20 protein-coding genes and 2 pseudogenes are annotated in these 25566 nt (G+C 70.2%); 15 read left to right on the top strand and 7 right to left on the bottom strand.

The features are described from left to right. Nucleotides 1-7 precede the first annotated feature (7 nt). The 4 genes from H1D24_RS06580 to H1D24_RS06565 form a co-directional block, all read right to left on the bottom strand. On the bottom strand, nucleotides 8-2143 hold the full coding sequence (locus H1D24_RS06580) for an alpha-galactosidase (protein ID WP_181656447.1): 2136 nt from the start codon (nucleotides 2141-2143) through the stop codon (nucleotides 8-10). 15 nt (nucleotides 2144-2158) lie between these two features. Then, nucleotides 2159-2482, bottom strand: coding sequence for a beta-galactosidase trimerization domain-containing protein (locus tag H1D24_RS06575; RefSeq protein WP_181656446.1), 324 nt, complete (start codon nucleotides 2480-2482; stop codon nucleotides 2159-2161). A 156-nt stretch (nucleotides 2483-2638) separates the two neighbouring features. Beyond that, nucleotides 2639-2971, bottom strand: a complete 333-nt coding sequence (locus H1D24_RS06570) for a LacI family DNA-binding transcriptional regulator (protein ID WP_181656445.1) — start codon at nucleotides 2969-2971, stop codon at nucleotides 2639-2641. Nucleotides 2972-2976: 5 nt separating this feature from the next. Beyond that, on the bottom strand, nucleotides 2977-3399 hold the full coding sequence (locus H1D24_RS06565; protein WP_181656444.1) for a hypothetical protein: 423 nt from the start codon (nucleotides 3397-3399) through the stop codon (nucleotides 2977-2979). Between the two features lie 726 nt (nucleotides 3400-4125). On the opposite strand from H1D24_RS06565, the pseudogene H1D24_RS43960 reads away from it, so the two are divergent. The 4 genes and pseudogenes from H1D24_RS43960 to H1D24_RS06550 all read left to right on the top strand — a co-directional run. Then, nucleotides 4126-4343: pseudogene (locus H1D24_RS43960) on the top strand (hypothetical protein); the annotation flags it as partial. Between the two features lie 21 nt (nucleotides 4344-4364). Further along, nucleotides 4365-4607, top strand: coding sequence for a carbohydrate-binding protein (locus H1D24_RS06560; RefSeq protein WP_181656443.1), 243 nt, complete (start codon nucleotides 4365-4367; stop codon nucleotides 4605-4607). 76 nt (nucleotides 4608-4683) lie between these two features. Beyond that, nucleotides 4684-5667: an acetylxylan esterase gene (locus tag H1D24_RS06555; protein WP_181656442.1), complete on the top strand. Its 984-nt coding sequence runs from the start codon at nucleotides 4684-4686 to the stop codon at nucleotides 5665-5667. Between the two features lie 214 nt (nucleotides 5668-5881). Then, nucleotides 5882-6045, top strand: a pseudogene (locus H1D24_RS06550) (family 1 glycosylhydrolase); the annotation flags it as partial. Nucleotides 6046-6126: 81 nt separating this feature from the next. Here the strand turns inward: H1D24_RS06550 and H1D24_RS06545 are convergent. Together H1D24_RS06545 and H1D24_RS06540 are read right to left on the bottom strand one after the other, a co-directional pair. Further along, complete coding sequence (locus H1D24_RS06545; RefSeq protein ID WP_181656441.1) at nucleotides 6127-7074, bottom strand: expansin EXLX1 family cellulose-binding protein; 948 nt, start codon at nucleotides 7072-7074, stop codon at nucleotides 6127-6129. A 787-nt stretch (nucleotides 7075-7861) separates the two neighbouring features. Beyond that, nucleotides 7862-10090: an alpha-L-fucosidase gene (locus H1D24_RS06540; RefSeq protein ID WP_181656440.1), complete on the bottom strand. Its 2229-nt coding sequence runs from the start codon at nucleotides 10088-10090 to the stop codon at nucleotides 7862-7864. Between the two features lie 523 nt (nucleotides 10091-10613). Between H1D24_RS06540 and H1D24_RS06535 the strand changes: the two genes are divergently transcribed. The 9 genes from H1D24_RS06535 to H1D24_RS06495 are packed head-to-tail and all read left to right on the top strand — an operon-like array spanning nucleotide 10614 to nucleotide 18513. Further along, a complete protein-coding gene (locus H1D24_RS06535; protein ID WP_181656439.1) occupies nucleotides 10614-11948 on the top strand; it encodes an L-fuconate dehydratase in 1335 nt (444 codons plus the stop codon). Next, nucleotides 11941-12843, top strand: coding sequence for an amidohydrolase family protein (locus H1D24_RS06530; RefSeq protein WP_181656438.1), 903 nt, complete (start codon nucleotides 11941-11943; stop codon nucleotides 12841-12843). The genes H1D24_RS06535 and H1D24_RS06530 overlap by 8 nt, the downstream gene beginning before the upstream one ends. A gap of 5 nt (nucleotides 12844-12848) precedes the next feature. Then, complete coding sequence (locus tag H1D24_RS06525; protein ID WP_181656733.1) at nucleotides 12849-13271, top strand: RbsD/FucU domain-containing protein; 423 nt, start codon at nucleotides 12849-12851, stop codon at nucleotides 13269-13271. Then, on the top strand, nucleotides 13268-14329 hold the full coding sequence (locus H1D24_RS06520) for a zinc-dependent alcohol dehydrogenase (RefSeq protein ID WP_181656437.1): 1062 nt from the start codon (nucleotides 13268-13270) through the stop codon (nucleotides 14327-14329). The genes H1D24_RS06525 and H1D24_RS06520 overlap by 4 nt, the downstream gene beginning before the upstream one ends. Next, a complete protein-coding gene (locus tag H1D24_RS06515; RefSeq protein WP_181656436.1) occupies nucleotides 14326-15087 on the top strand; it encodes an SDR family oxidoreductase in 762 nt (253 codons plus the stop codon). The genes H1D24_RS06520 and H1D24_RS06515 overlap by 4 nt, the downstream gene beginning before the upstream one ends. Then, nucleotides 15084-15716, top strand: coding sequence for a bifunctional 4-hydroxy-2-oxoglutarate aldolase/2-dehydro-3-deoxy-phosphogluconate aldolase (locus H1D24_RS06510; RefSeq protein ID WP_181656435.1), 633 nt, complete (start codon nucleotides 15084-15086; stop codon nucleotides 15714-15716). Before H1D24_RS06515 ends, H1D24_RS06510 begins: the two co-directional genes overlap by 4 nt. Beyond that, nucleotides 15713-16750, top strand: a complete 1038-nt coding sequence (locus H1D24_RS06505) for a sugar kinase (protein ID WP_181656434.1) — start codon at nucleotides 15713-15715, stop codon at nucleotides 16748-16750. Before H1D24_RS06510 ends, H1D24_RS06505 begins: the two co-directional genes overlap by 4 nt. Nucleotides 16751-16788: 38 nt before the next feature. Further along, nucleotides 16789-17787 carry an aldo/keto reductase gene (locus H1D24_RS06500; protein ID WP_181656433.1) on the top strand — a complete coding sequence of 333 codons (999 nt, stop codon included), beginning with the start codon at nucleotides 16789-16791 and terminating at the stop codon, nucleotides 17785-17787. A 3-nt stretch (nucleotides 17788-17790) separates the two neighbouring features. Then, on the top strand, nucleotides 17791-18513 hold the full coding sequence (locus H1D24_RS06495; protein ID WP_181656432.1) for a FadR/GntR family transcriptional regulator: 723 nt from the start codon (nucleotides 17791-17793) through the stop codon (nucleotides 18511-18513). Nucleotides 18514-18592: 79 nt separating this feature from the next. Here H1D24_RS06495 and H1D24_RS06490 read toward each other — a convergent pair whose 3' ends face one another. After that, a complete protein-coding gene (locus tag H1D24_RS06490) occupies nucleotides 18593-20116 on the bottom strand; it encodes a glycoside hydrolase family 43 protein (protein ID WP_181656431.1) in 1524 nt (507 codons plus the stop codon). A 229-nt stretch (nucleotides 20117-20345) separates the two neighbouring features. On the opposite strand from H1D24_RS06490, the gene H1D24_RS06485 reads away from it, so the two are divergent. Beyond that, a complete protein-coding gene (locus H1D24_RS06485) occupies nucleotides 20346-20516 on the top strand; it encodes a hypothetical protein (protein WP_181656430.1) in 171 nt (56 codons plus the stop codon). A 410-nt stretch (nucleotides 20517-20926) separates the two neighbouring features. Then, a complete protein-coding gene (locus tag H1D24_RS06480) occupies nucleotides 20927-25189 on the top strand; it encodes a discoidin domain-containing protein (RefSeq protein ID WP_181656429.1) in 4263 nt (1420 codons plus the stop codon). The last annotated feature ends 377 nt before the right edge of the window (nucleotides 25190-25566 follow it).

The raw sequence follows: 25566 nt of genomic DNA, 5'->3' as shown, positions 1-25566 counted from the left end.
GGGTGGTTCAGGGAGCGCCGGGGGCCGTGGGGGTGATGCGGAGCAGGACGGCGGACGGCGCGCTGGGCAGGGTCAGGCTCAGCTCGGCGGTGTCGGGCGTCCAGGCGGACACGGCCCGGCTGACCGAGGGGTAGAGCAGGTCGACACGGGCGGCTGTGTCCCGCAGGTGGGGCAGGTGAAGTGTCGCCGTGGAGTCGGTTCCGGGACGGCGCCAGGCGGTGAGGTAGGTGGTGGCGGGGGTGTGCAGGGCGAGAGCGATCCAGGGGTCGTCCCAGCCGGGGAGGTCGAGTGGCCAGGACGGCACGGCTTGCGGCAGGTCGGCGCGGATGGCCTTGTAAGCCGCTATCGCCTCGTGCACCAGGGCGCGGGCCTCCGGCTGGAGTTCCGGAATGCGGCCGGAGAGATGGATCCGGCCGAGGAGCGCGTTGACCATGGTGAAGGCCACCTCGTCGAGGGAGTCCTCCGGCTGAGGGTACGCCCAGACGGCGCCCTGCTCGGGGGTGGCGGCGGTCGGCGCGGAGGCCGCGATGGGCGCGTAGAGGTGGAGATTCTGCTGGTCGCTGGTGGACTGCAGTTGCAGCCGCGACAGCAACGCGTAGTCCCAGCGCATGCCACCGGAGGAGCAGTTCTCCACCACGAGGTGCGGATAGCGGTCCAGGATGCCGTCGAGCCAGTCGAGGTGGGCGCGGTTGTGGCCGAGCAGGCCGGCGCCCGGGGTCTCGCCGGGGTGGGCGCTGGTGCCGGAGCCGGGGTTGATGTTGTGGTCGAGTTTGAGGTAGCCGACGCCCCACTCGCCGACCAGGCGGTCCACGACCTGGTCCAGGTGGGCACGGGCGGCCGGGTGGCGCAGGTCCAGGTGGTGCCGGCCATTCTCCGTGACGCGGGCTCCGTCGCGCCGGAAGAACGCCTCGTCGGGCAGGGACTTGGCCATGGGGCTGCGTACGCCGATCACCTCCGGCTCCAGCCACAGGCCGGGAACCATGCCGCGCTCCCGGATGCGGTCCAGCACCTCGTGGATCCCGCGCGCCCCGGGGAACCGGGAGGCAGCAGGCTCCCAGGCGCCGACGCTGTCCCACCAGCCGTCGTTGTCGCCGTCGTACCAGCCGGCGTCGATCACGAAGTATTCCGCGCCTGCGTCGGCCGCCGCGTCGATGAGCGGCAGCAGCTTCTCGGTCGTTGGGTCGCCCATCAGGCAGTTCATGTAGTCGTTGAAAATGACGGGCAGGCGCTGGTGGTCGGCATGCGGGCGGCGCTGGGCGCGGCGGTAGCGGGTCAATGCGGCGAACGCGGCGTCGGGGCCGCCGTCGGCGGTGAAGGACAAGGCGGCGGGTACGGTGTGGAAGGCGGCGCCGGGTTCAAGGGAGTGCCGCCAGTCGTGGTGGGTGTCGGTGGGTCCGAACAGCGCCACGTAGGCCGCCTTGTCCCGCTCTTCGCATTCCCAGCGCCAGCCCCCGCCGTTGTGCTCGATCTGCCACACCCAAGTGCGGCCGGTACGCCGGTCCGTCAGGCCGCCCATGGGAAGGCGTCCGCAACTGGACCAGGTGCGCTGTCCGTTCAGGGCGAAGCCGGCTCTGCCGTGCCCGTTGCTCACGCGTCCGCTGTGGGCCGGTGTGGTCAGGCGCATCGGCTGTCGCTGCCAGCGGCATTCGGTGAGCCAGTCGTTCTCCGCCCACAGCAGGTCCGCGGCGTCAATGACCGCCGGGTCCGGCGGGGTGAGGCCGCCCACCGCGAGTGAGCTGACCGACTCCAGGTGCAGCGTGGCCTGCCCTTCGTTGCGCAGGGTCACCTCACTGCGCAGTACGGGAATGCCGTCCGGCGACCGGTAGGTCACCTCCGCGACCAGCCCGGTGTCCGGGTCGTGGAGGTGCACGGTCAGGGTGTGCCAGTCGCCGTCGCGGGCCGCGCGGTGGGTCCGGTGGCGCAGTCGCCCGCCGAGATCCGTATGGATCAGGCGGCTGCCCGACCAGCCGCGCCCGTGACCCGTGGCCGTCACCTCCACCAGAGGCAGGGACCCCTGAGGGCCGCTGCCCGCCTCGCCGGGCAGTCCGAGGTGCGTCAGGCGGGCGCTGCCGTCGTCGCCGAGGACGAACTCGAGGTGCAGGGCCTCGTGACCCCAGCGGAAGCTCCGCTGTTCCTTTTCCATGGTGGCCTTTCCAAGTCAGTGGCCGCGCAGCGCCACGCAGCCGCCGGGCGGCAGTTCGTGGGTCGCCCCGCCGGTGAGCAGGTCGTGGACGGGATCCGGCAGGGGCACGGCGTCCACGGAGTGGTTGATCAGGAGGTGCCAGCGGCGGCCGTCGGATGCATGCCGGGTGATGGCTTCGACACCGGCCGGCAGGTCCGGCAACTCCGGCTCGACGCCGGCTTCCTTCAGGAGCCGTCCGACCAGGGCGCCGTAGTCGGCGTCGTCCAGGCGGGTGGAGAGATACCAGCCCTGTCCGGTGCCGAAGCGGTGCCGGGTGAGTGCCGGGCTGTCCGCGAGCATGCCGTGGGTTCGTCGTCCTCCTTCCAGACCGGCTCGTCCCACTGCTCGGGGTTGTAGTCACCGCCGAAGGCTAGGCCGCCCAGGCGGTCGGTGATGCTGCGTGCCGTCATGACGGTTCCTCGGGTATGGAGAGTCGTGTGGTGCCCTGACGGATCGTCAGAGTGGGGTCCAGGCGGTGGATTCGTACGACCCCTCGCAGGGCCGGTGCAGGAAGCGCAGACCGCGCTGCTCCGCATGCTCCCGGAAGCCGGAGAGGGCGCGTGCGGCGTATCCGGCCTGCCGCTCGTAGACACCGGAGCCGTAGCGGATGAAGCCGACGTCCTGGTGGTCGAGGTCGGCCAGATGGTCCGCGCACAGGGCGCCGGACGGCGGTGAAGTCGTGGTCGACCAGGAGAGTTGGCGCGGGTCGTCGGGTAGGCCGATCAACACCGTCTGCGTGCCCTGCGCGTGCAGCGCCGGGATGCGCTGATCGTCCAGCTCGACGTCCATGAGGATCACGCCGTCGGCCGGCCCGCTCGCCGCGACGCGCCGCACAGTGCGGCATTCAGGCCTGCCTTTGTGCGCGTGCCCGCCTTCTGCTGTCCGCCACCCCGCAGGCGGACAGCAACGGCGCCGGTGCGGCCGTCCCCGCGACCGCGGCTGCTGTGCTGACGAAGCTTCTGCGGTTCACCCCGTGCGTCATGGCGGCCCTTCCTCTGGGACTGTCGAAGCGCTTCACCTTGGGGAAGGTAACGGATTTGTTTCTTGCGAAACAAGAGCCTGTGCGCAAAGAAAGTTTCTTGAGGAGGCCCCATTGGCAGCCCGTCGGGGGCGGTGGCAGCGTCGATGCGCTTCGACAACTCACGCTCACCCGTCATCCAGTAGTTGTTGCCGTCAGCCGGCTTCATGGTCAGCTCGACGCCCAGGGCCTTGTTCATCGCCTCGTACAAGGAGTTGCCGGGCGCCGGCACAGTGCCCCAAAGCGGGGTGACCGCGGTGTACTTGCCGCCCTCGCCCGGGTGCCGGAGACCGTGGCGACCCGCTCGGACGGGTAGCGCAGGAACCCCGGATCGGTCACCGCGCCGTCGCTGCCCGCAACCGGGGCGATGTCCGGCTCACGGGGTTCCTCGGTACATAGGCGGGCAGCGCGGCCTTCAGGCCTGCCTTCGAGTTCGCGCCCGTCCTCTGCTCTCCGCCACCCCCGCACGCAGAGAGCAGCGGGCTAAGGGCGACTGTCCTCCTGGCGCCGACGGCGGTGCGCAGGACGGTCTGCGGTTCATAGAGGTCCTCATGGCGATCAGCGGCCCTTCTGTCACGCGGAGAGCTCTGACAGGGAGACGGTCTCCGCGCATCTTGAGCGGTGCGGAGGAGGAGGCACGGTGGGGCAGGCGGAGGCGGAGGCGGACCGAAGACCGCCCAGCCAGCCGCGTCGATGCGCTTCGATGAGCGTTTGACGTTAACTCTGGGTTTCACACACGACAAGTGGATCGGACGCAACTCTTTTTCTTCCGTGCCGCACCAGGTGCTGATGCGAAAAATCACCAGCCGATTGACAGCCTGCTGGCTCCATGGGACTTTCGAAGCGCTTCGACGACAGTGCTGCCGCCACGCGCTTTCGAGTCCTCGTTCATCATCCAAGGGGTTCCCACGTGAACAGCCCGTCCATGCCCGAAGCCACCTTGCCCGTAGCCGGGTTGCCGTTCCGCGATTCCGCGCTTGGGATGCGCGACCGGGTTGAGGACCTCCTCGGCCGCCTCACTCTCGATGAGCGGCTGGCGATGCTCCACCAGTACGCGGAGGCCGTCCCGCTCTCCGCCTGGCCCCTTTCCGGACCGGGACCGAGACCCTCCGCGGTGTCGCCTGGCTGGGCCCGGCCACGGTCGTTCTGACGGGAGCCGTCCGGGTGGAGGCCGAAGTCTCCCGCACCGGCGCCGAACCGGGCGGAGCGGCGCTGGAGTTCCACGTCGGCGACCGCGTCCTGGTGCGGATCGCGGTCCCGCCCACCGGTGACCGCCATGCCTGGACGACCGTCGGCTGCTGGCTCCCGGATGCCCTGGACGGCGTCCACGACCTGCGGCTCACCCTGCACGGCGACGTCCGCGCCGCCGCCTTCCGCTTCGCCTCGGCCCACCCCCCAGAGGGCTGAGACCGGACGCCCACCGAAACCGGCGGCCCGCCTGTGAGGGCGGCGGGCCGCCCCTTCCCGACACCCGAGGAACATCATGCCACTGACAGACATGCCACTCGACGAACTCGTCGGCTACCGCCCGGAGTGCCGAGCCCCCGAGGACTTCGACGCCTTCTGGTCGCGAACCCTGGCCGAGGCGCGCCGCTACGGCCAGGTCGCCAAAGCCGAACCGGTGACGGACCGGTACCTGCTGCGCACCGTCGAGGCGGACGACGTGCGCTTCCCCGGCTGGCAGGGTGAGCCGGTGGCCGCCTGGCTGATCCGGCCACGCGGCGCCGAGGGGCCGCTGCCGGTCGTTGTCACCTACATCGGCTACAGCGGCGGCCGGGGCCTGCCCACCGACCACCTGCTCTGGTCCGCTGCAGGCTACGCACAGCTCGTCGTCGACACCCGCGGCCAGGGCCACGACACCCCCGACCGCGGCGAGGGCGACGGAACGCAGTGGGCCGGAGGCTTCATGACCCGCGGCATCGACTCGCCCCAGCACTACTACTACCGGCGGCTGATGACCGACTGCGTCCGAGCGGTGGACGCGGTGGCCGAGCTGCCCGGCCTCGACCCCGAGCGCGTGATCGTCACCGGCGCGAGCCAGGGCGGCGGCCTTTCCCTCGCCGTCGCAGGGCTGGCGCCGGACCGGGTGGCGGCCGTCCTGCCGGACGTCCCCTTCCTGTGCCACTACCGCCGGGCCGTCGAGAGCACCGGGGACGGGCCGTACCCGGAGATCGCCGCCTACCTGCGCTGGCACAGCCGCCACCGCGTCACGGACGCCTTCGCCACCCTCGCCTACTTCGACGGCGTCCACTTCGCCCAGCGGGCCACGGCTCCCGCACTGTTCAGCGTCGGCCTGATGGACCCCGTCTGCCCTCCCTCCACCGTCTACGCGGCCTTCAACCACTACGCGGGCCAGGACCGCTCCATGACCGTCTGGCCGTTCGCGGACCACGGCGGCGGTTGCGGCTCCAACCCACCCGTCCAACTGGCCTGGCTCCACGAGCGCGGGCTCGCACCCGAGCAGTGACCCTTGCACCGCAGCTACCCGTCTCCGTTCGGGGAACGACTGTCTCGCCCGATCACGAGCGGCTGCTGACGCGGACGCCGCCAGGGCGTCACACAAGCGGCCCTACCGCACACACGAAGCAGCACATCCGCCCGGGCTGCGTCCGCCGCCGTTCGCCGTGGCATGTTCGCCGGCTGCCCACGAGCTGGTACCAGCCACGGCTTCGAAGAGACCCATGAGGTATCCCCACGTGAGTTCCCCGCCCTTCCCGGTACTGCCCGCCGGGTTCCGTTTCGGCGCCGCCACCGCGGCCTACCAGGTCGAGGGTGCCCACGACGAGAACGGGCGTGGCCCCTCATCTGGGGCACCTTCAGCCACAGCCACGGGCTTACGCTCGGGTGCGTCATGGCGGCCCTTCCCCCTCGGAGCGTGTCGATTCGACAGCTCGGGCTTGCGCACTCGTCCTGCGGGACGGCGGGATCAGCGCCGGGCGAACTGAACCCGGGTCGGTTGCACGACGTTCGGCCGCAGCGCGATCCCGGTGATGGTCAGTCGTTCTCCGTAGATGTCCGTGATTCTGATCGAGCTGCCGCACCCGCCGCCGTTGGCGGAAATGAAGTAGTTGTATTCGGTGCGGGGCAACTGCCGCCAGCCGTCGCTGGTGTGGACCTCCAGGCGTGCTACCGGGTTCCGGTGGCCGATCGCCTGGATGCCGCACCAATAGGGGTTGGACCCGGTTTTGTACCTGATGGAAATTGTGTCGGACGTGCTCGGGCTCAGCAGCTGCCAGGTGATCTGGATCCGGCCGACTTTGAGGTCGGCGAGTTTGGCGAAGGCCTGTTGGCTGAGGTCGAGTTGCCCGGGTGCGCAGGGCAGGGGGCATTCGTTGGTGATCCGTACCGTGATCGACTTGCCGTTGGCCGCGCGGACGAGCACGTACGCGCCGCACGCCCTAGACGTCTCGTAGTCCGTGGTGTTCATGGCCGCGATCATGAGGTCGGGACTCGGGCCGAACAGACAGGCGCCGTCTCCGTCGGCGGCCTCGTAGGCGGTGGCGACCCCGGTGTAGGTGGTGTTGGGCCGAATCCGCCCTGCCGACGATGGCGTGGTGGACCCCGTTCGCGGGGGCCGCGGGGTGGCTGTGGCCGAGGGGCGTGCTGCACCGGTCGTCGCGGCGGCCGTCGGCGTCGGTGTGCCGGTCGCGGTCGGCGTCGCCGAAGCGCTCGGGGTGCCCGTCGGGGTGGTGGTTCTCACCTGGGTGGTGGCGACGGGCGTGGCCGCGGCATGCCCTGCCTCCGCCTCGCGGTCGGGGAGCGACCCCATGACCAGGTAGGCGAGAACGCCCGCGGCGGTCACCGCCAAGGCGGTGCCCAGCACAAGCCTGCGTCTCTGCCTGCGCTGCCGCGCAGCCTGCCTCGCTGTCTTCATACCTGTCCGTTCGGAAGATCGAGCTGATGGTGCACTGCTCAGTGACCGCACGAGGCGAAAAGGTTGCCGGCGATTTCTCACTTGGGCGTGGCCGAGTTCCGCTGGGAGGCGGATCCACCGGTGGCACGGGTCCTTCTTTGGGATGGTCGGAGTCCGGCCTGTCGGCGGGGGTGGCCCCGCTGGTCGGCGGAGTGAACACCTCAGGGAGTCGCCCGGGACTTCGCCGGGGGCTGGTCCCTGCGCTGGCCGCAGGCCTGCCACCCCGCGTACGAACTGCGCGCCCCCGCGTAGTCACCCGCGAGTGCCTTGTCGCGTGCGTCTTCCAGACGGCCGGAGATCACCGGCGGGGTCACGTCACGGGTGCCGTTCGGCAGCACAGCCGGTGGTGGTTGAACACCACCTTCGCCAGGGCGGGAGCGCCGTACAGCACGGCTCCGTATTCGCCGTCGCCGGTGAGGAAGCCGTCGGTCCAGGAGGAGGCCCGGGCCGTGTCGTGGGTGCCCCGTTCGGGGAGAGTGATCTGTGGTGGGACGGCCGCCGCCGCCCTGTCCGATAGCAGGCCGCCGGGCAGGGTGCCGGCTCCTGAGGTCAGCGCGGCGGCGGTGAGGAATGTGGTGACCCACCGCCGCCCCGTCGGCGCGGAACGGGAATCCGGGCGGGGGTCGGGGAAGCGGGAGGCGGGGCCTTTCGGTCCTGCGGCTTGGTGACCGAGCCGGGCGGCAGCGTGACGGCGGCTGCGGCAGCGTACGAGAAGTACGCCACCGCAGCCCCTCGTACGTCCCGAGGATCAGAGGGCCGTGAAGGTCCACAGCAGGTTGGTGCTGCTGCCGTAGGTCCACTGCTTGGTGACGGAGCCCGAGTCGACGTTGCCGCCGCCGTCGAGGACCAGGCCGGTGGTGCGGTTGGCGATCGAGTAGCGGTCGCCGCCCCGGTGGGTGATCGTCCACTGCTGGTTGGTGCCGCCGTTCCAGGGGGCCTGTCTGGCCGGAGAGCCGTCGGCGGTGGCGCCCCAGCCGTCCGCGACCATGCCGTTCGTGCGGTTGACCAGCCTGTAGTAGCCCCCTCCGACCGCCTCCGCCTGCCACTGCAGGTGGGAACTGCCGTCCCATGTCCACTGCTTGAGGTTCGACCCGGAGGCGACGTTGCCGCCGCTGTCCAGGCCGAGGCCGTTGGTGACGTTGGTGATCCGGAAGTACGTCGCCGGGTTGAACTGGACCTTCAGCGAGGTGATCTGGTCGTTGTTGCCGGTGACCCGCAGGTCGGAGTTGTCGGCGGTGAAGGTCCAGGAGGTGCCGGTGAAGTTGTCCCCGGAGTAGCCGATGACCTGGTAGCCGGGGGCCGGCCGGAGGGAGGAGAGGGTGCGCGCGCCCAGTCCCGCCGCGGTCAGGTCGGCCTCGGTGTAGTCGCCGACGGTGAGCACGGCGGAGTCGCCGGTGTAGTTGACGTCCTTGAAGGCGACGGCGCCGGCGAGCGGCCGCAGCCCCGGGATCGTGCCGGAGAAGGCGAGCTTCAGGACGTAGGCGCCCGCACTGTACGGGACCGAGGACGGCAGGGTGACGGTGAGGCCGGACGCGTTCTGGGTCGGCGTGGGCAGGTCGATGTAGGTGCCGGCGGTGGTACCGAGCAGCTTCACCGAGGCCAGCGACGAGAGGTTGATCCGGTCCGAGCCGAGGGTCTTGATCGTCAGCGAGCTGCCGGGCCATCCCGCGGTGGCGTACAGGACGGTGCCCGCCTTGTTGCGGGTGAAGCGGATGTCCTGCGGAGTACCGGCGTGCGGAGTGGTGAACGAGCCGCCGCCCATCTTGGTCGGGCCCTCGCCGTACGCCGTCCAGGCGCGGGTCCCGTACACCGACTCGCCGAAGCGCCTCAGGTGGTCCCCGATGCCGAGCAGGATGTCCTTCTGCGCCTGGGGGATGGTGCCGTCGGCCATCGGCGCGATGTTCAGCAGCACGTTGCCGTTCTTGCTGACCCGGTCGATGAACGAGTGCAGCATCTGCTGGAGCGTGTAGTAGCCGATGCCCTGGGTGTAGCACCAACTGCTGCTGGAGATGCTGTCGTCGGTCAGCCAGTACGGCGTGGTGATGTCGGACGGACCGCCGCGCTCGAAGTCGAAGACCTCGCCCTTGCCGTTCATGCCGTCCTTGTAGGTGGCGACGACCTCACGGCCCCAGCTGCCCGCCTGGTTGTAGTAGTACGCCAGGAAGTTCAGGCGCTGGGTCTCGTCGACGGCGTCCAGCTTGAAGTCCTGCCACAGGATGTCGGGCTGGGCGCGGTCGACGACCTCCTTGAGCTTGTCGAACCAGAGTTGGTTCGCCGCGGCCGGGTCCAGCTGCGCGTAGAGCTTCTTGAGGCTGGGGTCCGTCTGGGCGGGGGCATGCTCGTAGAAGCCGTTGTAGTGGTACGCGTGGTGCATGGCCACCAGCAGCTTGAGGCCCTTGGAGCGGATGGCCGTGGAGAAGAGCCGCAGCAGGTCCAGTCCCGGGCCCTTTTTCACCGAGTTCCACTCGTTGACCTGGCTGTCCCACATGGAGAAGCCGTCATGGTGCTCGGCCACCGGGCCGGCGAACCTGGCACCGGCGTCGACGAACAGCTGCGCCCACTCGTCGGGGTCGAAGTTCCCGCCGGCGGACTTCAGCTTCGGCGCGAACTCCACGGTGTTGCCCGCCGGGTCCTGGGCTCCGTTGATGAAGTTGTGGTACGGCCATGCCGATGGCCGGCCGTAGGTCGCGATGTGGTGCTGGTTGGCGGAGCTCCCGGCCTGGTACATGCTGCGCGGGTACCACTCGTTGTCGAAGGCGGGGACGCTGAAGGCGCCCCAGTGGAAGTAGATCCCGAACTTCGCGTCCTGGAACCACTCCGGGGCCGGCGGGTGCTGGTCGACCGAGTTCCAGTCGGGCGTGTAGGTGCTGGGCGCCGCCTGGGCGATGCCGGCACTGCACACACCTCCGGCAACGGCCGCCGCGGCCACGCAGGTGGCGTCGGCCAGGAAGTGGCGTCTGTTGATCGAACTCGACATGGAGACATCCCTGGTGCGGAGGGGGACAGGGGACGTGGGCGGACACGAGTCGGCGTGGCTGCTGTGCATGGGGCGTCGCTTGTCACGCATGAAGGTCCGCTATGTCTCCCTGGGATGTCAACTGGCGTGCAGGGATGAAAAGCATTGATCACTCAGGCGATCTGCTCTGATTGCCAGCGTTTGTCACGCATTACGACGAGTCAAACATGGAATGTCTGGCAAGTCTTCCTGGCCAATTCGAGCCATCTAGCGGCGAGCATTGATGGGATGAATCTTGACCGTGAGGGTCGTCCTCCTCTTCTCTAGTGGGGTCTTTGGCCTGCTATCGCGCCGCGAATTGAGCAGAGGGGCTGGACAGCATGCCAGTGGAACCCCTATAAACATCCCATCTCTATCGTGCGGCACCACGGGCGGCAAGGTCCAGGACTGAACCGGGTGGCCGTCCAGGCCGCCCGACACCCTCCACCACCCACGTCTCGTCGCAAGGGGCCGTATCGTCCCTGCCCTCACAGGAGTTGCCGCCATGTCATCCGCCCTGTCCGCCTCCCCGGCCTCTGCCCGTATCACCGCTCTGGACGTGCTGGACGTGCGTTTCCCGACGTCCGAGCACCTGGACGGGTCGGACGCGATGAACCCCGAACCCGACTACTCCGCCGCCTACGTCGTCCTGCGCACCGACGCCGGCGACGGACTCGAGGGCCACGCCCTGGCCTTCACCACCGGCCGCGGCAACGACGTACAGGCCGCCGCCATCGCGGCCCTCGCCCCGCACGTGGTGGGGCTGTCGGTCGAGGAAGTCTGCGGCGATCTCGGCGCGTTTGCCCGCTCCCTCGTCCACGACCCCCAACTGCGCTGGCTCGGACCGGAGAAGGGCGCCATCCACATGGCCACCGGCGCGGTCGTCAACGCCGCCTGGGACTTGGCCGCCAAGCGGGCCGGCAAGCCCGTGTGGCGCTTCCTCGGCGAGATGTCACCTGAGGACCTGGTCGCACAGGTCGACTTCCGCTGGCTCAGCGACGCCCTCACCCCCGAGGAGGCCCTGGAGATCCTGCGCCGCGCCGAACCCGGCCGCGAACAGCGCATCGGCCGCCTGCTCGACCAGGGCTACCCCGCCTACACCACCACCCCCGGCTGGCTCGGCTACTCCGACGAGAAGCTGGCCCGCCTGTCCCGCGAGGCCGTCGCGGACGGTTTCACCCAGATCAAGCTGAAGGTCGGTGCGTCCCTGGAGGACGACGTACGGCGCATGCGCACCGCCCGCGAGACGGTCGGCGACGGTATCCGCATCGCGGTCGACGCGAACCAGAGATGGGACGTGCAGCCCGCGATCGACTGGATGCGTGCCCTGGCCCCCTACGACCCGTACTGGATCGAGGAGCCCACCTCCCCCGACGACATCCTCGGCCATGCGGCGGTCCGCAAGGCCGTCAGTCCCATCAAGGTCGCCACCGGCGAGCACATCGCCAACCGGGTCGTCTTCAAGCAGCTCCTCCAGGCCGGCGCGGTGGACATCGTGCAGATCGATGCCGCCCGGGTCGGCGGCGTCAACGAGAACATCGCGATCCTGCTGCTCGCCGCGAAGTTCGGGGTGCCGGTGTGCCCGCACGCGGGCGGCGTGGGCCTGTGCGAGATGGTCCAGCACCTGTCGATGTTCGACTACGTCGCTGTCTCCGGCACGACCGAGGACCGTGTCATCGAGTACGTCGACCACCTGCACGAGCATTTCGCCGACCCGGTGCGCATCGTCGACGGCCACTACCTGGCGCCGACGCTGCCGGGGCTGAGCGCGCAGATGCACGCCGAGTCCCTCAAGGAGTACGCCTACCCCGACGGCCCCGTCTGGACCGCTCGTGTCTGACGCCCAGGCCCTCGTCGACGCCCACCACCACGTGTGGAACCTGGACCTCCGGCCGCAGCCCTGGCTGGACGAACCCGGGCACGAGCCGATCCGCCGCAGCTTCAGCTCGCACGCCCTGCGATCGGCCGCGACCCGGCCGATCGCCGGACGGCGACTGACGAGCACGGTGGTCGTCCAGTGCGTCGCGTCCGTGCCCGAGACACGCGACCTCCTCGCCCTGGCCGACAGCGACCCGCTGATCGGCGCCGTCGTCGGCTGGGCAGACCTGACGTCCCCCGCGATCGGCGACATACTCGACGACCTGCGGACAGGGCCCGCAGGCCGGTACCTGCGGGCCGTACGCCACCTCGTGCAGAGCGAGTCCGACCCGCACTGGCTCCAACGACCGGACGTCGAGAAGGGATTGCGAGCAGTCGGGGCGCGCGGACTCGGATACGACGTGCTGATCCGCAGCCACCAGCTCCCGCAGGCGATCCGCCTCGCGGAACGGCTCCCCGAACTGCCGCTCGTCCTGGACCATGCCGGCAAGCCGCCGCTCGCACGGCAGGACCTGACCGACTGGACGCGGCAGGTGCGCACGCTGGCCGGGCAGCCCCAGGTCCGCTGCAAGGTGTCGGGTCTGATCACAGAAGCCGACCACGAGAAGTGGACCGTCGACGACATCCGCCCGGTATGGGACGTGCTGCTCTCCGCCTTCGGTCCCGACCGGCTGATGTTCGGCTCCGACTGGCCGGTCTGCCTCCTCGCCGGCGGATGGAACCGGTGGGCCGCCACCGTCGAGGAACTCCTGGACGGCTGCACCGGAACCGATACCCACGCGGTGCTCGCCGGCACCGCGACCGCCTTCTACCACCTGACGCCTGCCCCGACGAAGGAAGGGACCCCGTACTTCTGACGGAACTGCTCCACCCAGGGATCCTCGAATCCCTGGCCGGAGCCGGTCACGGCGCGCGTGTGCTGCTCGCCGACGGCCACTATCCCGCGAGCACCGCCACCGGCGAGCGCGCCCGGACCGTCCACCTCAATCTGGCCCCCGGCCTGCTCGACATGACCACCGTGCTCGACGTCCTGCTGCGTGCCCTGCCCGTCGAGTCGGCCCATGTGATGGTGCCACCCGAGGGCGAACCGGAGCCGCCGGCCATAGCCGAGTACCGCTCGATGCTGGCGCCCGTCCCGGTCGAGGCGCTCGGGCGCTTCGAGTTCTACGACGCCGCCCGCTCGCCCGACCTGGCGCTGGCGATCGTCACCGCCGACACCCGTACCTACGCCAACCTGCTGCTGACCATCGGCGTCCGCGCTGAAGGGACCCTGACGACACGATGACACTCGCCGTCCGTTACACCGCTGCCCGCACCCTGGACACGGCTCCCGCCGAAACCTCCGCCCCCGGACCCGGTGCGGTGGAGCTGGCGCCCGCCTACGTCGGTATCTGCGGCACCGACCTGCACATCTTCCACGGCGACATGGACGCCCGGGTGCACGCGCCCGCCGTCCTGGGACACGAGATGTCCGGCCGTGTCATACGCGTCGGCCCGGGCGTGGACGGCTGGCAGCCCGGCGACGCGGTCACCGTGATGCCGCTGCGCTGGGACGACACCTGCCCGGCCTGTCTCAAAGGCCATCAACACATCTGCCAGCACCTCGACTTCATCGGCATCGACTCCCCGGGCGCGATGCAGCAGCGCTGGATTGTGCCCGCCTCGACGCTCATCCGGCTGCCCGACTCCCTGCCCCTTGACCGGGCCGCGCTCGTCGAGCCGACGGCGGTCGCCGTGCACGACGTGGGCCGGGCCGAGGTCACCGAGGGCGAGAAGGTGGTCGTGGTCGGCGGCGGCCCGGTCGGCATCCTTATCGCGCTGGTCGCGCGGGCCGCGGGCGCCGAGGTCCGGGTGGTGGAGCTGAGCGCCCACCGCCGGCTGCTCGCCGAGGAGTTGGGGCTGACGGCATGGAATCCGACCGACGACGACGTGCCGGAGCTGGTGCGGCAGTGGACCGGCGATGCGGGCGCGGACGTCGCCTTCGAGGTGTCCGGTGCGGCGGGCGGCGTGGAGACGGCGGTCGACGTGCTGGGTGTGCGCGGCCGTCTCTGCCTCGTCGCCATCCACCCCCGGCCCCGCGAGGTCAACCTGCACCGCTTCTTCTGGCGCGAACTCACCCTCGTGGGCGCCAGGCTGTACGACCGCTCCGACTTCGAGAAGGCGGTGACCCTGGTCGACGACGGCACCATTCCGGCCGAGCGGCTGATCAGCAAGGTCGTACCGCTCACACAGGCGCCCGCCGCCTTCGAGGCCTTGGAGGGCGGCGGCGACGTGATGAAGATCCTGGTGGATTGCACCGACGACACCGACGACACCGACAACACCCAGGGAGCCGCCGTATGACCGCCTTCGACCTCACCGGAAAGCTCGCCGTCGTCACCGGAGCCCGGCGCGGCATCGGCCGGGCCATGGCCCGCGCGCTCGCCGAGGCCGGCGCGGACGTCGTCGGCGTCAGCGCCTCGCTGGAGTCCTCCGGCAGCGCGGTGGAGAAGGACGTCCTCGCCGCGGGCCGTACGTTCGAGGCGATCCGGACCGACTTCGCCGACCCCGAGGCCGTACGGGCCCTGGGCGCGGATCTCGCCGGGCGCGCGCGGCCGGTGGACATCCTGGTCAACAACGCAGGGACGATCCGCCGCGCTCCGGCCGCCGAACACCCGGACGCGGACTGGGAGTTGGTGCTTCAAGTCAACCTCAATGCCCAGTTCGCGCTGACCCGGGCGGTGGGCGCGGCGATGGTGGCCCGTGGCCAGGGAAAGGTCATCTTCACCGCGTCTCTGCTCAGCTTCCAGGGCGGCATCACGGTCCCCGGCTACACCGCCGCCAAGCACGGCATCGCCGGTCTGACCAAGGCGTTGGCCAACGAGTGGGCCCCGCATGGCGTCAACGTCAACGCCATCGCACCCGGCTACATCGCCACCGACAACACCCAGGCACTGCAGGACGACCCGGTGCGCAGCAAAGCGATCCTGGACCGCATCCCGGCCGGCCGGTGGGGCAGCGCGGACGACCTGGCGGGCGCCACGGTGTTCCTCGCCTCGGACGCCGCCGCCTACGTCCACGGCGTCGTCCTGCCCGTCGACGGCGGATGGCTCGGGCGATGAGCGGCACCGACCTGGCCTCCGTGCTGGCCGGAGCCCGCGTGATGCCGGTACTGACGGTGCGGCGCGCCGCGACCGCCGGCCCGCTGGCCGACGCGCTTGCGGCGGGTGGTGCCCGGTGCGCCGAGGTCACCTTCCGCACACAGGACGCCGAGCGGGTACTCAAGGAGATGGCCGCCCACGGTGGCCTGGCCGTCGGCGTCGGCACCGTGGTGACGCCCGAGCAGGCGGAGCGAGCCGTGGCGGCCGGGGCCCGCTTCGTGGTCTCGCCCGGCTTCGACGAGGACGTCGTCGCGAAGTGCCGCGAGCTGGGGGTGCCCGTGGTGCCCGGCATCGCCACCGCCACCGAGCTGATGCGCGCCCTGAAGGCGGGCCTCGACACCGTCAAGCTCTTCCCCGCCGAGCCGCTCGGCGGCCTGCGGACGCTGCGAGCGCTCGCGGCTCCCTTCCCCCGGATGCGCTTCGTGCCGACCGGCGCGATCGGCGCTTCCCGCCTGGTCACCTACCTCACCCACCCGGCGGTCCTTGCCGTCGGCGGCAGCTGGATGGCCACCACCGACCACCTTCGGCGGGGCGACTACGAGGAGATCCGCCGGCTTACCGCCGAGGCGGTGGAGAGGAGCACGACGTGATCGACGTGGTGGCCCTCGGCGAGGTGATGCTGCGCTTCGACCCGGGCGAGGGACGGATCCGCACCGCCCGCACCTTCCAGGTCTGGGAGGGCGGCGGCGAGTACAACGTCGTACGCGGACTGCGCCGCTGCTTCGGCCTGCGCACAGCCGTCGTGACCGCTCTCGCCGACAACGCGGTGGGCCGGCTCGTCGAGGACCTGATCCTCCAGGGCGGCGTCGACACCTCGCTGATCCGCTGGGTACCCGACGACGGCATCGGACGCACCGTCCGCAACGGCCTCAACTTCGTCGAACGCGGCTATGGCATCCGCGGCGCGCTGGGCGTCAGCGATCGCGCGCACACCGCTGTGTCCCAGTTGCGGAAGGGGGACGTGGACTGGGACGCGATCTTCTCGGCCGGGGTGCGCTGGTTCCACACGGGCGGCATCTTCGCCGGCCTGTCCGACACCACGGTTGACGTCGCCGACGAGGCCATGGCCGCGGCCCGCCGCCACGGTGTCACCGTCTCCTACGACCCCAACTACCGCCCCAGCCTGTGGGCCGCCCGGGGTGGCGCCGAGCGGGCCCGCGAGGTCGACCTGCGGCTCGCCCGGCACGCCGACGTCGTGGCGGGCGCCCTGGGCCTGACCGGGACGTTTCCGGGGCAGGCGCGCATCGGGGCCTACGAGGTGGCGGACGCGCTAGCCGAGGTGGCCGGCCTGCTGCCCGAGGCGAAAGTGCTGGCGACGACCCTGCGCGACGTGCCCTCGGCCGGGGTCAACGACTGGTCCTCGGCCGGCTGGTCCGCCGAAACCGGCTTCGTCACCGGCCCGCGGATGCCCGGCCTGCAGGTCCTGGACCGCATCGGCTCCGGCGACGCCTTCGCCGCCGGCCTGATCCACGGACTGCTCAGCGACACCGGCCTGGAGCGCGCCCTGGCCTACGGCACCGCCCACGGCGCGCTCACCATGACCACGCCCGGAGACGTCTCCATGGCCTCGCTCGCCGAGGTCGAGGCGCTCATCGCGGGCGGATCAGCCCACGTCAGACGCTGACCGACCGACGCCCATCGCACCTATCCCAGGAGGACGCCTTGCACCAGCGGAAGATCCAGAACACGCCCGTCTCTCTCACCGAGCTCGGCTTCGGGGCGTCCGTGATCGGCAACCTCTACCGCGTCATCCCGGTCGACGACGCGACAGCCGCCGTCGATGCGGCCTGGGAGGCCGGCCTTCGGTATTTCGACACCGCACCGCACTACGGCCTCGGCCTCTCCGAGCGCCGCCTGGGCGCCGCCCTGCGAGACCGCCCGCGTGACGAGTACGTCATCTCCTCCAAGGTGGGCAGGTTGCTGGTGCCCAACGAGGAGCCACGCGGCGTCGACACCTGGGGCTTCGTCGTACGGGACGACCTGCGCCGGCAGTGGGACTTCAGCCGGGACGGCGTGCTCCGCTCCATTGAGGACACGCTGGAGCGCACCGGCCTGGACCGGCTGGACATCGTCTACCTGCACGATCCGGACGATCACTGGCGGCAGGCGGCCGAGGAGGCCATGCCCACGCTCGCGGAGTTGCGTGACCAGGGCGTGATCGGCGCGATCGGCGCCGGCATGAACCAGTCGGCGATGCTCGCCCGCTTCCTGCGCGAGACCGCCGCCGACGTGGTGATGCTGGCCGGGCGCTACACGCTCCTGGACCAGTCGGCGCTGGACGACGTCCTGCCCGCCGCGCGGGACCTGGGCAAGAGCGTGGTGGCGGTGGGTGTCTTCAACTCGGGACTGCTCTCCCGTGACCGGCCCACCGAGGGCATGAGGTACGACTACCAGGACGCCCCGCCGGCTCTGGTCGCCCGGGCTCGGGCGATCGCCGAGGTCTGTGCGGCGCACGGGACCACTCTGCCCGCCGCCGCGATCGCCTTCCCGTACACGCATCCCAGTATCATCAACGTCACCCTCGGCATGCGGACTGCGGAACAGGTCGGACGAAACGTGGAACTCCATGATCAGCAAGTCCCGGACGGCCTCTGGGACGATCTCCGCACTCAGGGGCTGATCAGGTCGGACGTGCTCACGGGCACGGTGGGGGAGGGATGAGCGGTGTCTCTGACGGACAAGGCCATCGAGCGGATCCGTGAGCTGATCCGGACCGGTGCGCTGCCTCCGGGCTCGAAGCTCCCACCGGAGCCGGACCTGGCCGCGCAGCTGGGCCTGTCCCGCAACCTCGCCCGGGAAGCGGTCAAGGCGCTGGCCGTCGCGCGGGTCCTGGAGGTCCGGCGGGGCGACGGCACGTATGTGACCAGCCTCCAGCCGAGCCTGCTGCTGGAGGGTCTCGGCGGCGCGGTGGAACTGCTGCAGGGCGACTCGGTCGCCCTGCAGGACCTCATGGAGGTACGGCGGCTCCTGGAACCGGTCGCCACGGCGCTGGCCGCGACCCGGATCTCCGACGCCCAACTGGCCGAGGTGAAGCGGCACCTGGACGCCATGCGCGAGGCCCGCGACGACGTCGGACAGCTCAACGCCCACGACGCCGCCTTCCACCGCGCCGTCGTCTCGGCCACGGGCAACGAGAGCCTCCTCACCCTCCTGGAAGGGATCTCCGGCCGCACCCTGCGCGCCCGCATCTGGCGCGGTCTGGTCGACGACAAGGCCGCGGGCCGCACTCTCGCCGAGCACGAGGCGATCTTCAACGCGCTGTCCACCCGTGACGCCGCCCTCAGCCAGGCCGCCGCCCTCCTGCACGTGAGCAACACCGAGCAGTGGCTGAGGGAACACCTGCGGTCAGGCGAGGCCCTCCCCTTCGGGACCACAACGCCGAAGTGACGGGCGCCCGCCAGGTCCTCGTTCCCCCATCGACGCCGTGCTCAGCGCGACCGTCCACGCCGCCCCGGCGTCCGGTGCATCAGGCGGAGGGCGCCGGTTCGTAGTGGAACCAGTCGAATGCGACGGTGCCGTCGGTTGCGTACATGCCGATGACGCGCCCGGTGAAGCCGGTGGCGACCTCGGTGGACAGGTAACGCCCCTCCAGTTCGACGAGCGGCTCCGCGCCCGGGGCGTCGGGGTCGCCGAGCCAGAAGGCGATGGTGTCGGGACCGGTGGGCTCGATGCCGGGGAATTCGGGGGACGGGGACACGATGTCGGTGGTACGGACCGTCACGGCGAGGGCGAGCGGGCCGGGCGGCACCGGGCGGCGGGCCACGGTCTGGCGCAGCGGGCCGATGCGTGCGATGACACTGACTTCTCGGTCACCGGCCTCCAGGTCGTAGTGGTGGGCCTCATCCATGCGTACGCTCAGACCGCCCCGCCCGGTGCCCGGGTCGAGCAGGGCAGCGGCACGGCAGTCGTGGTGCTGCTGACGGTGGCCGACGAAGGTGTAGCCGGGGCGGTCGAGGGTGGGGCCGGTGGCGGTGAGGGTGAGCCAGCCCGCGCGCTCGGTCAGCGACCAGGAGCCGTCGGGGCGGGCGTAGGGCGAGATCCAGTGGGGCGCGAGCGTAGGCGCGTCGAAGTCGTCGCGAGCGGGCAGGGCCGGGAAGGGATGCCAGGCGCCGGCGGGCGCCGGGTGGCGCTCGGGCACAGGCGCGACGACGGGCCAGCCGTTCTCGTCCCATTCCACGGGAGTGAGGAAGGTTTCGCGGCCGAGCACCTGGAAGTTGGGGGAGTAGCCGCGGGGTCGGGTGCCGAGCAGCACCATCCACCAGCTGCCGTCGGGCGCCGTGACCAGGTCGGCGTGGCCGGTGCTCTGGATGGGCCGGTCGGTTCCGCTGTGGGACAGCACGGGGTTGGCGGGTGCGCCTTCCCAGGGACCGCGCGGCGAGCGTGCGCGGGCGATGGACACGGCATGGCCGCGTTCGGTGCCGCCCTCGGCGATCAGCAGGTACCACCAGTCGCCGATGCGGTACAGGTGCGGGGCCTCGGGCCACTTGAGGCCGGTGCCCGACCAGGTGGGGAAAGGCCCCTCCAGTACCTCGCCCTTGACCGGGTCGATCCGGGCGATGTGGATGCCGGGTACGGTGAAGGCACACCAGCAGGTGCCGTCCTCCTCCCATGCCAGGTCCGGGTCGATCCCGGGCAGGTCGATCCATACCGGGTCCGACCACGGGCCCTCGGGCCGTTCGGCGGTCACGATGTAGTTGCCGCCGCCGCTGACGTTGGTATTGATGATCCAGAAGCGGCCGTCGTGGTGGCGGATCGTGGGGGCGTAGAGGCCGCGTGAGGCCATGGAGCCGGGCAACGGCAGCGGCAGTTGCCCGGGGCGGTCGAGCACGTTGCCTATCTGCCGCCAGTGCACCAGGTCCTTGCTGTGGAAGATCGGCACGCCGGGGAAGTACTCGAAGCTTGAGCACACCAGGTAGTAGTCGTCACCGACTCGGCACACGCTGGGGTCGGGGTGGAACCCGCGAATCACGGGGTTGTCGTACGTCCGCACAGGGTGTGATCCCTTCAGAATGCCGGGGGCTTGCCGATCTTGCAGGGGTTGATGATGCCATGGCAAATCCCACCGGAGAGTGCACCCGCGGTGGACCGTATGTCGCCACGTGGAAGCGACATGGGATGGATTAGTGGGTAACGAGGGGGCTTGTGTCCAGAGTTGGGGCACACAAGCCTGAAACTCCAGGCCTTGAGGAGCGTACGGACGAGGCCCCGTTGGGTTGGCGGTGCGCTTCTTCTCCGCTCTGCCCTCACGCCGCTTCCGCAGGACGACGGCGGAGCCTGGATACGTACGCGCGCATCGCGCCTCTGGAATCGCGCTGCACCGCGACGAACTGCCCGAGGGTCAGCACCTGGCGCTGGGCACGCACATCGTCATCCGCCGGCGACGCACCTGAGCAGCCCTCAGTGCGGCGTCTGACGCCGGTTCACGTCTCTTACGGCAACCGGTTCCCACTGGGTGGTCGCCGTTTGTCAGCCCTCGGTGGTCCGAATTGGCTTGCGAACTGGGCGGTACGGCAGATTTTCGTGCACGACATCTTGTCGGGCTGTACAGGTGGATCTAGCTTCTGAAGAGACCGGTTTCTATGCCTCCGGGAGCCATGTCCGCGGTTTGCCGCGGCGAGTCGACAGAAGACATCACACGTCGCTGACCACCAAATTTGCTGCCCTACGGCACGTTGACCCCGCGGTGCTCCGGCTGGACCCCAACGGTTGTCAGGTGATGGACAGCGACATCCAAAACCCCCGACGCCGTGCCGCGCACCGCGCGGCACGGCCCCAGAAAGGTTCTGCAATGAAACGCGTCATGGAACGCGCGAGATCGCGGATCACCGCGATAGGCACAACACTGGCGCTGGCCGTGGGACTTGCCGTGGTGGCTGCGGCGCCCGCACAGGCCGACGGCTACGAGGACCTGCTCACCGACCACCTCGTCGAGATCCACGAGACCGTCAGCGACGCCGGGTTCGTCCACCCCGGCGTCGGCCTGTCGGCCAAGAACCTACGCAACGCCCAGGAAATGGTCCGCTCCGGCACCGAGCCGTGGGCCTCCTACTTCGACGCGACGACCCAGGTCCGGCCGTGGGCAGGGACGAGCTACACCGTGGACAACATGGTCCGGGGCAAGCCCGACGTCCCCGTGACGAACACCTTCACCCAGGGCGGCATGCGCGGCCGGATGACCCGCGACTCGTTCGGCGTGCTCACCCAGGCGCTGCTGTGGGTCAACACCGGTGACGAGGCGTATCGCAGGAACGCCATCATGGGCCTGCGTACCTGGTCGAACATGAACCCCGACGGCTACGCCTATTTCCCCGACGCGCACATCCACACCGGCAAGCCGCTCTCGCAGTTCCTCATGGCCGCCGAGATCATCCGCGCCACCGACCCGGTTCCGGACGACACCCCGGGCAGGTACGGCGGATACGACGTGACCTGGGACGCCGGGGACGACGAGAAGCTGCTGACGAACTTCGCCGAGCCGATCGTCAACGTCTTCAACTTCTCCAACAAGAAGTGGATGAACCAGCACAACTTCGGCCTCTACGGCCGCATCGCCACCGCGATCTACGCCGACGACGTCAAGGGCTATGCCAAGGGCGTCGAGTGGTTCACCAAGAACTCCACCTACGACGGGTACGACAACGGCGCGCTGGGTGTGCAGTTCCAGAAGATCCCCGCCGACCATGGGCTGAACCCGTATGGCTATGAGTTCACGCAGGTCCGGGAGATGGGCCGCGACCAGGCCCATGCCGAGGCCAACATCGACAACTTCGCCGCCCTGGCCCGCTTCCTCGACGTCCAGGGCACCAAGGTCGACCCGGTCGACGGCACCGTCTCGACCGCGGACGACGCGGTGAGTTCCTACCGGTTCCTCGGGAACCGGCTGCTGCACGGCGCCGATGCCTTCTACCGGTTCATGATGGGCGCGTGGACGCCCTGGATCGACGAACGCGAGACGGGCGGCACCATCTCCCAGGCCTACCGCGGCCGGATCTTCAACCCGCTCTCGGAGCTGTACCACCAGTACACCTACGCCGAGGGCGTCGACGTCGAGGCCGAGGCCCCGTACCTGGCCGAGTTGCACCGGCGCATGGACGGCCCGTTCTTCCGCTACGGGACCGGCACCCAGAACTTCTGGGCCCCCGGCGACAGGAGCGTCGAGTACTGGGTGGCGTTCCCGCCCGAACTGGCCGGCACCGAGCCGACCCCGGTGAAGGACACCGAGGTCACCTTCGGACGCTATGCCCGCCCGCTCGACGACGGCACCGAGATCGTGACCGAGGACGCCCGCAGATTCGCCCGCGCGAAGGCGGATGAGGACGGCACGACCAGCGTGGTCAGCCGCCTGATGTACCCAGGGGGAAGCCAGATGGGGGTGCTGGTGCGCACCGACGGCCCGGCCACCCTGGAGGTGCTCGACAAGGAGCAGCCCTCCCCGCTGAACCCCGACGAGACCTTGCCCGGGACCATAGCCAGGATCGAACTGCCCGACACACAAGGCGAGTGGCGGTACATCACCTACCCCGCGACCGGGCCGCACGCGCACTTCTACCGCGTGAGCGGCAACGGTGCCACGGTCGACCTCGACGCGGTCATGTTCGACGCCGGGAAGTACCTCACCCCACCCAAGTTCGAACAGGCCAGGGACCGCTACTACCTGTGGGCGGGCGCGGAGTCCTCGTTCGACCTGTCCGCGGCCGACGCGGGCGGATCGGTCGCCTACACCTCCGTCGGCCTTCCCGAGGGCGCCTCGCTCGACCGCGCCACCGGCGCCCTCACCTGGACGCCGACCGACCACGACCGCGGGAGCCACGACGTCCAGATCGTCGCCGATGACGGCGAGTCCGTCACCGCGCGCACCTTCGAACTGTTCGTGGCCAGGAACCGCCCCAAGATGATCGAGGCGGCGATTGCGGACGGCACCGACGAGGACGCCGTCTACACGACCGTGACCCGCGAGCCCTTCGAGGCCGTGTGGAAGGACGCCAAGGAGGCCTCCGAGTCCGGCACCGACGACGAATTCCGCGCGGCCTTCGAGGCACTGCTCGACGCGATCGACGACCTCGAACTGCTCAACCCGCGCCTCAAGGACGGGTCGCTCGACTACACCGGCGCGGTCACGCCCACCGTCCTCAGCGATTCCGGGCTACGCGCGCTCGCCGACGGCGACAACAACAGCCATTCCGGCGACCTGCGCGTGGCGTCCTTCGTCCTCGACTTCGGCACCCAGTACCGGGTTACGGCCCAGGAGTTCGGCTTCCGGGCCCGGTTCTCGTTCCCGATGCGCTCGCAGGGCACCAATGTGTACGGCTCGAACGACGGGATCTCCTGGAGCCTGCTGACCGAGCGCGAGACCTCCGAGACCAACGACTGGGAGACCATCCCGGTCGTCGCCAAGCACGCCGGTGAGAAGTTCCGCTACGTGAAGCTCCAGGTCGACCACCCGGGCATCCCGATCGACCCGGCCGGCCCGGGCATCTGGTCGCTGGGCGAGTTCCGGATCTTCGGCGACCGCAGCGAGGTCGCCGGCACGATCACCGACGTGTCGCTCACGTCCCCGGACGCGCTGCGCGAACGCGTGACCGCCGGCGACACCGTCGACTTGGCCTTCTCCAGCCCGACCCCGATCAGCGACGTCGACGTCACCATCGGCGGGCAGCCGGTCGAGGCCACCAGTGAGGACGGCCTGACCTGGTCGGCGTCGACCGAACTGGGCGACGTGGACGGCGGCGCCCTGGTGCCGATCAGCATCGGGCACACCACCGACGACGGTGAGACCGCCGCGACCGTACTCGGCAGCACCGACGCCACGCAGCTCTACGCCTCCGACGAGCGGAACCTCGTCGACCTCGCCAAGGCCGCGCACGTCGTCGACGCCGACGGGAACGCCGATTCGGGCAAGTCCGGGCACGCCGATCGGATGCTTGACGCAAACGTCGGCACCTTCAGCGATGTCGCGGCGGTCGACGGCGAGTCTGACCTCATCTGGGACTTCGGCGAGGGGGGCACGATCGAGCTCGACCGCGCCGACTTCCTGGTCCGCCAGGACAACAACGGCCTCACCGGCATGGTCGACCAGGTCCTGGAAGGTTCGGACGATCTGAAGAACTGGACGCGGCTGACCGACCCGACCGTGGCCGAACTCGACTGGCAGAACCTGGACTCGCTCGACGAGAGCGGCTTCAGGTACCTGCGGATCAGCAACGGCAACCGGATCAACATCGCCGAGCTGCGCGTCTTCGGCGACTACCGGGTCGAGCTCGACGCGGTGATCGCACGGGCCGAAGCGGTGGACCTGTCCCGGTACTCGCGCGCTTCGGCGATCCTGTTCACCCGCGAGCTCGAAGCGGTCAAGGCGGCCGCCGCCAAGGAGGGCGCCGACCGCGATGCCCTCTCCAAGCGACTGCTCAAGGCCTGGGACCTGCTCGAGGACCCGCCCTCGACGATCATGCCGATCGAGCGGTCCTGGGTGACGGCGAGCTCGGCGTCGTGGGACGGCAAGCGCGACGCGGCCGACAATGGCTGGGCCATGTTCGACGGCGACCCGTCCACCTTCACCGACACCAAGACGGCGACCGGCTGGGTGCGGGTCGTCCCGCACGACGGGAGGACCCTGGCCGTCGCGACCGTGAGGGTCCAGCCTCGCCCCGGCAGCGCCAACCGGGCCAACGGCTTCCAGGTCCAGGGCTCGAACGACGGCGGCACGACCTGGGAGACGTTCCTGACGCTCTCCAGGCCTGCCGACAGCGGCTGGACCGAGTACTCCTTGAACGCGCCGGTCAGCTACAAGGCGCTCCGGCTGTACTCGCCGAACGGCTACACGAACCTGGCCGAGCTTCAGTTCGTACGGGTTCCGTTGGACGTCACCGGACTCGACCTCTTGCTGGAGGAGACCGGCGGTCTGTCCGAGGCGGACTGGACCGCCGCGTCCTGGGCCGACCTGACCGAGGCCCGTGAAGCCGGCCTGGCCCTGCGCAAGACCGGTGCCAACCCGACGCAGGCCGAAGTGGACGCCGCGTCCGACGCGATCGCCGCGGCCGTGGCGGCACTCGTAGCCGCCGAGTGAACGAAGGGGCCGGACCGGTACCGGTCCGGCCCCGAAAGCCTTCGGGCCGCCGACGCCGAACCGGGCGCCGGCGGCCCTTCGCTCTTGGCGCGGCGGTGCGGTCGACTCCGGAGTCGGCAAACGGGCTGCGCCCGAAGGTCTGTGCACGCGCGAAAGCGCTCCCTCACCGGAGGTCCGACCGAGCCCAGCCGAGCACAGTGCCCGTTCGTGCACGTGCACGGCTGTGGCGGTCGCGTCAGCGCAGCAGGCGCACGTCGCGCAGCCGGATGGTGGTTGCAGCGCGGACCGCTTCGAACCGGACCTCGACGGTCCCGGCAGGATGGTGTGCGTCGAGTGGGAGTACCTGGGAGGTTTCCTCGCCGTCGGGGCCGGCCGAG

The organism is Streptomyces himalayensis subsp. himalayensis (assembly GCF_013778455.1).
Classification (GTDB): Bacteria; Actinomycetota; Actinomycetes; order Streptomycetales; family Streptomycetaceae; genus Streptomyces; species Streptomyces himalayensis.
The sequence above is the reverse complement of the archived record's forward strand: the minus strand, read 5'-3'. Positions and strand labels throughout refer to the sequence as shown.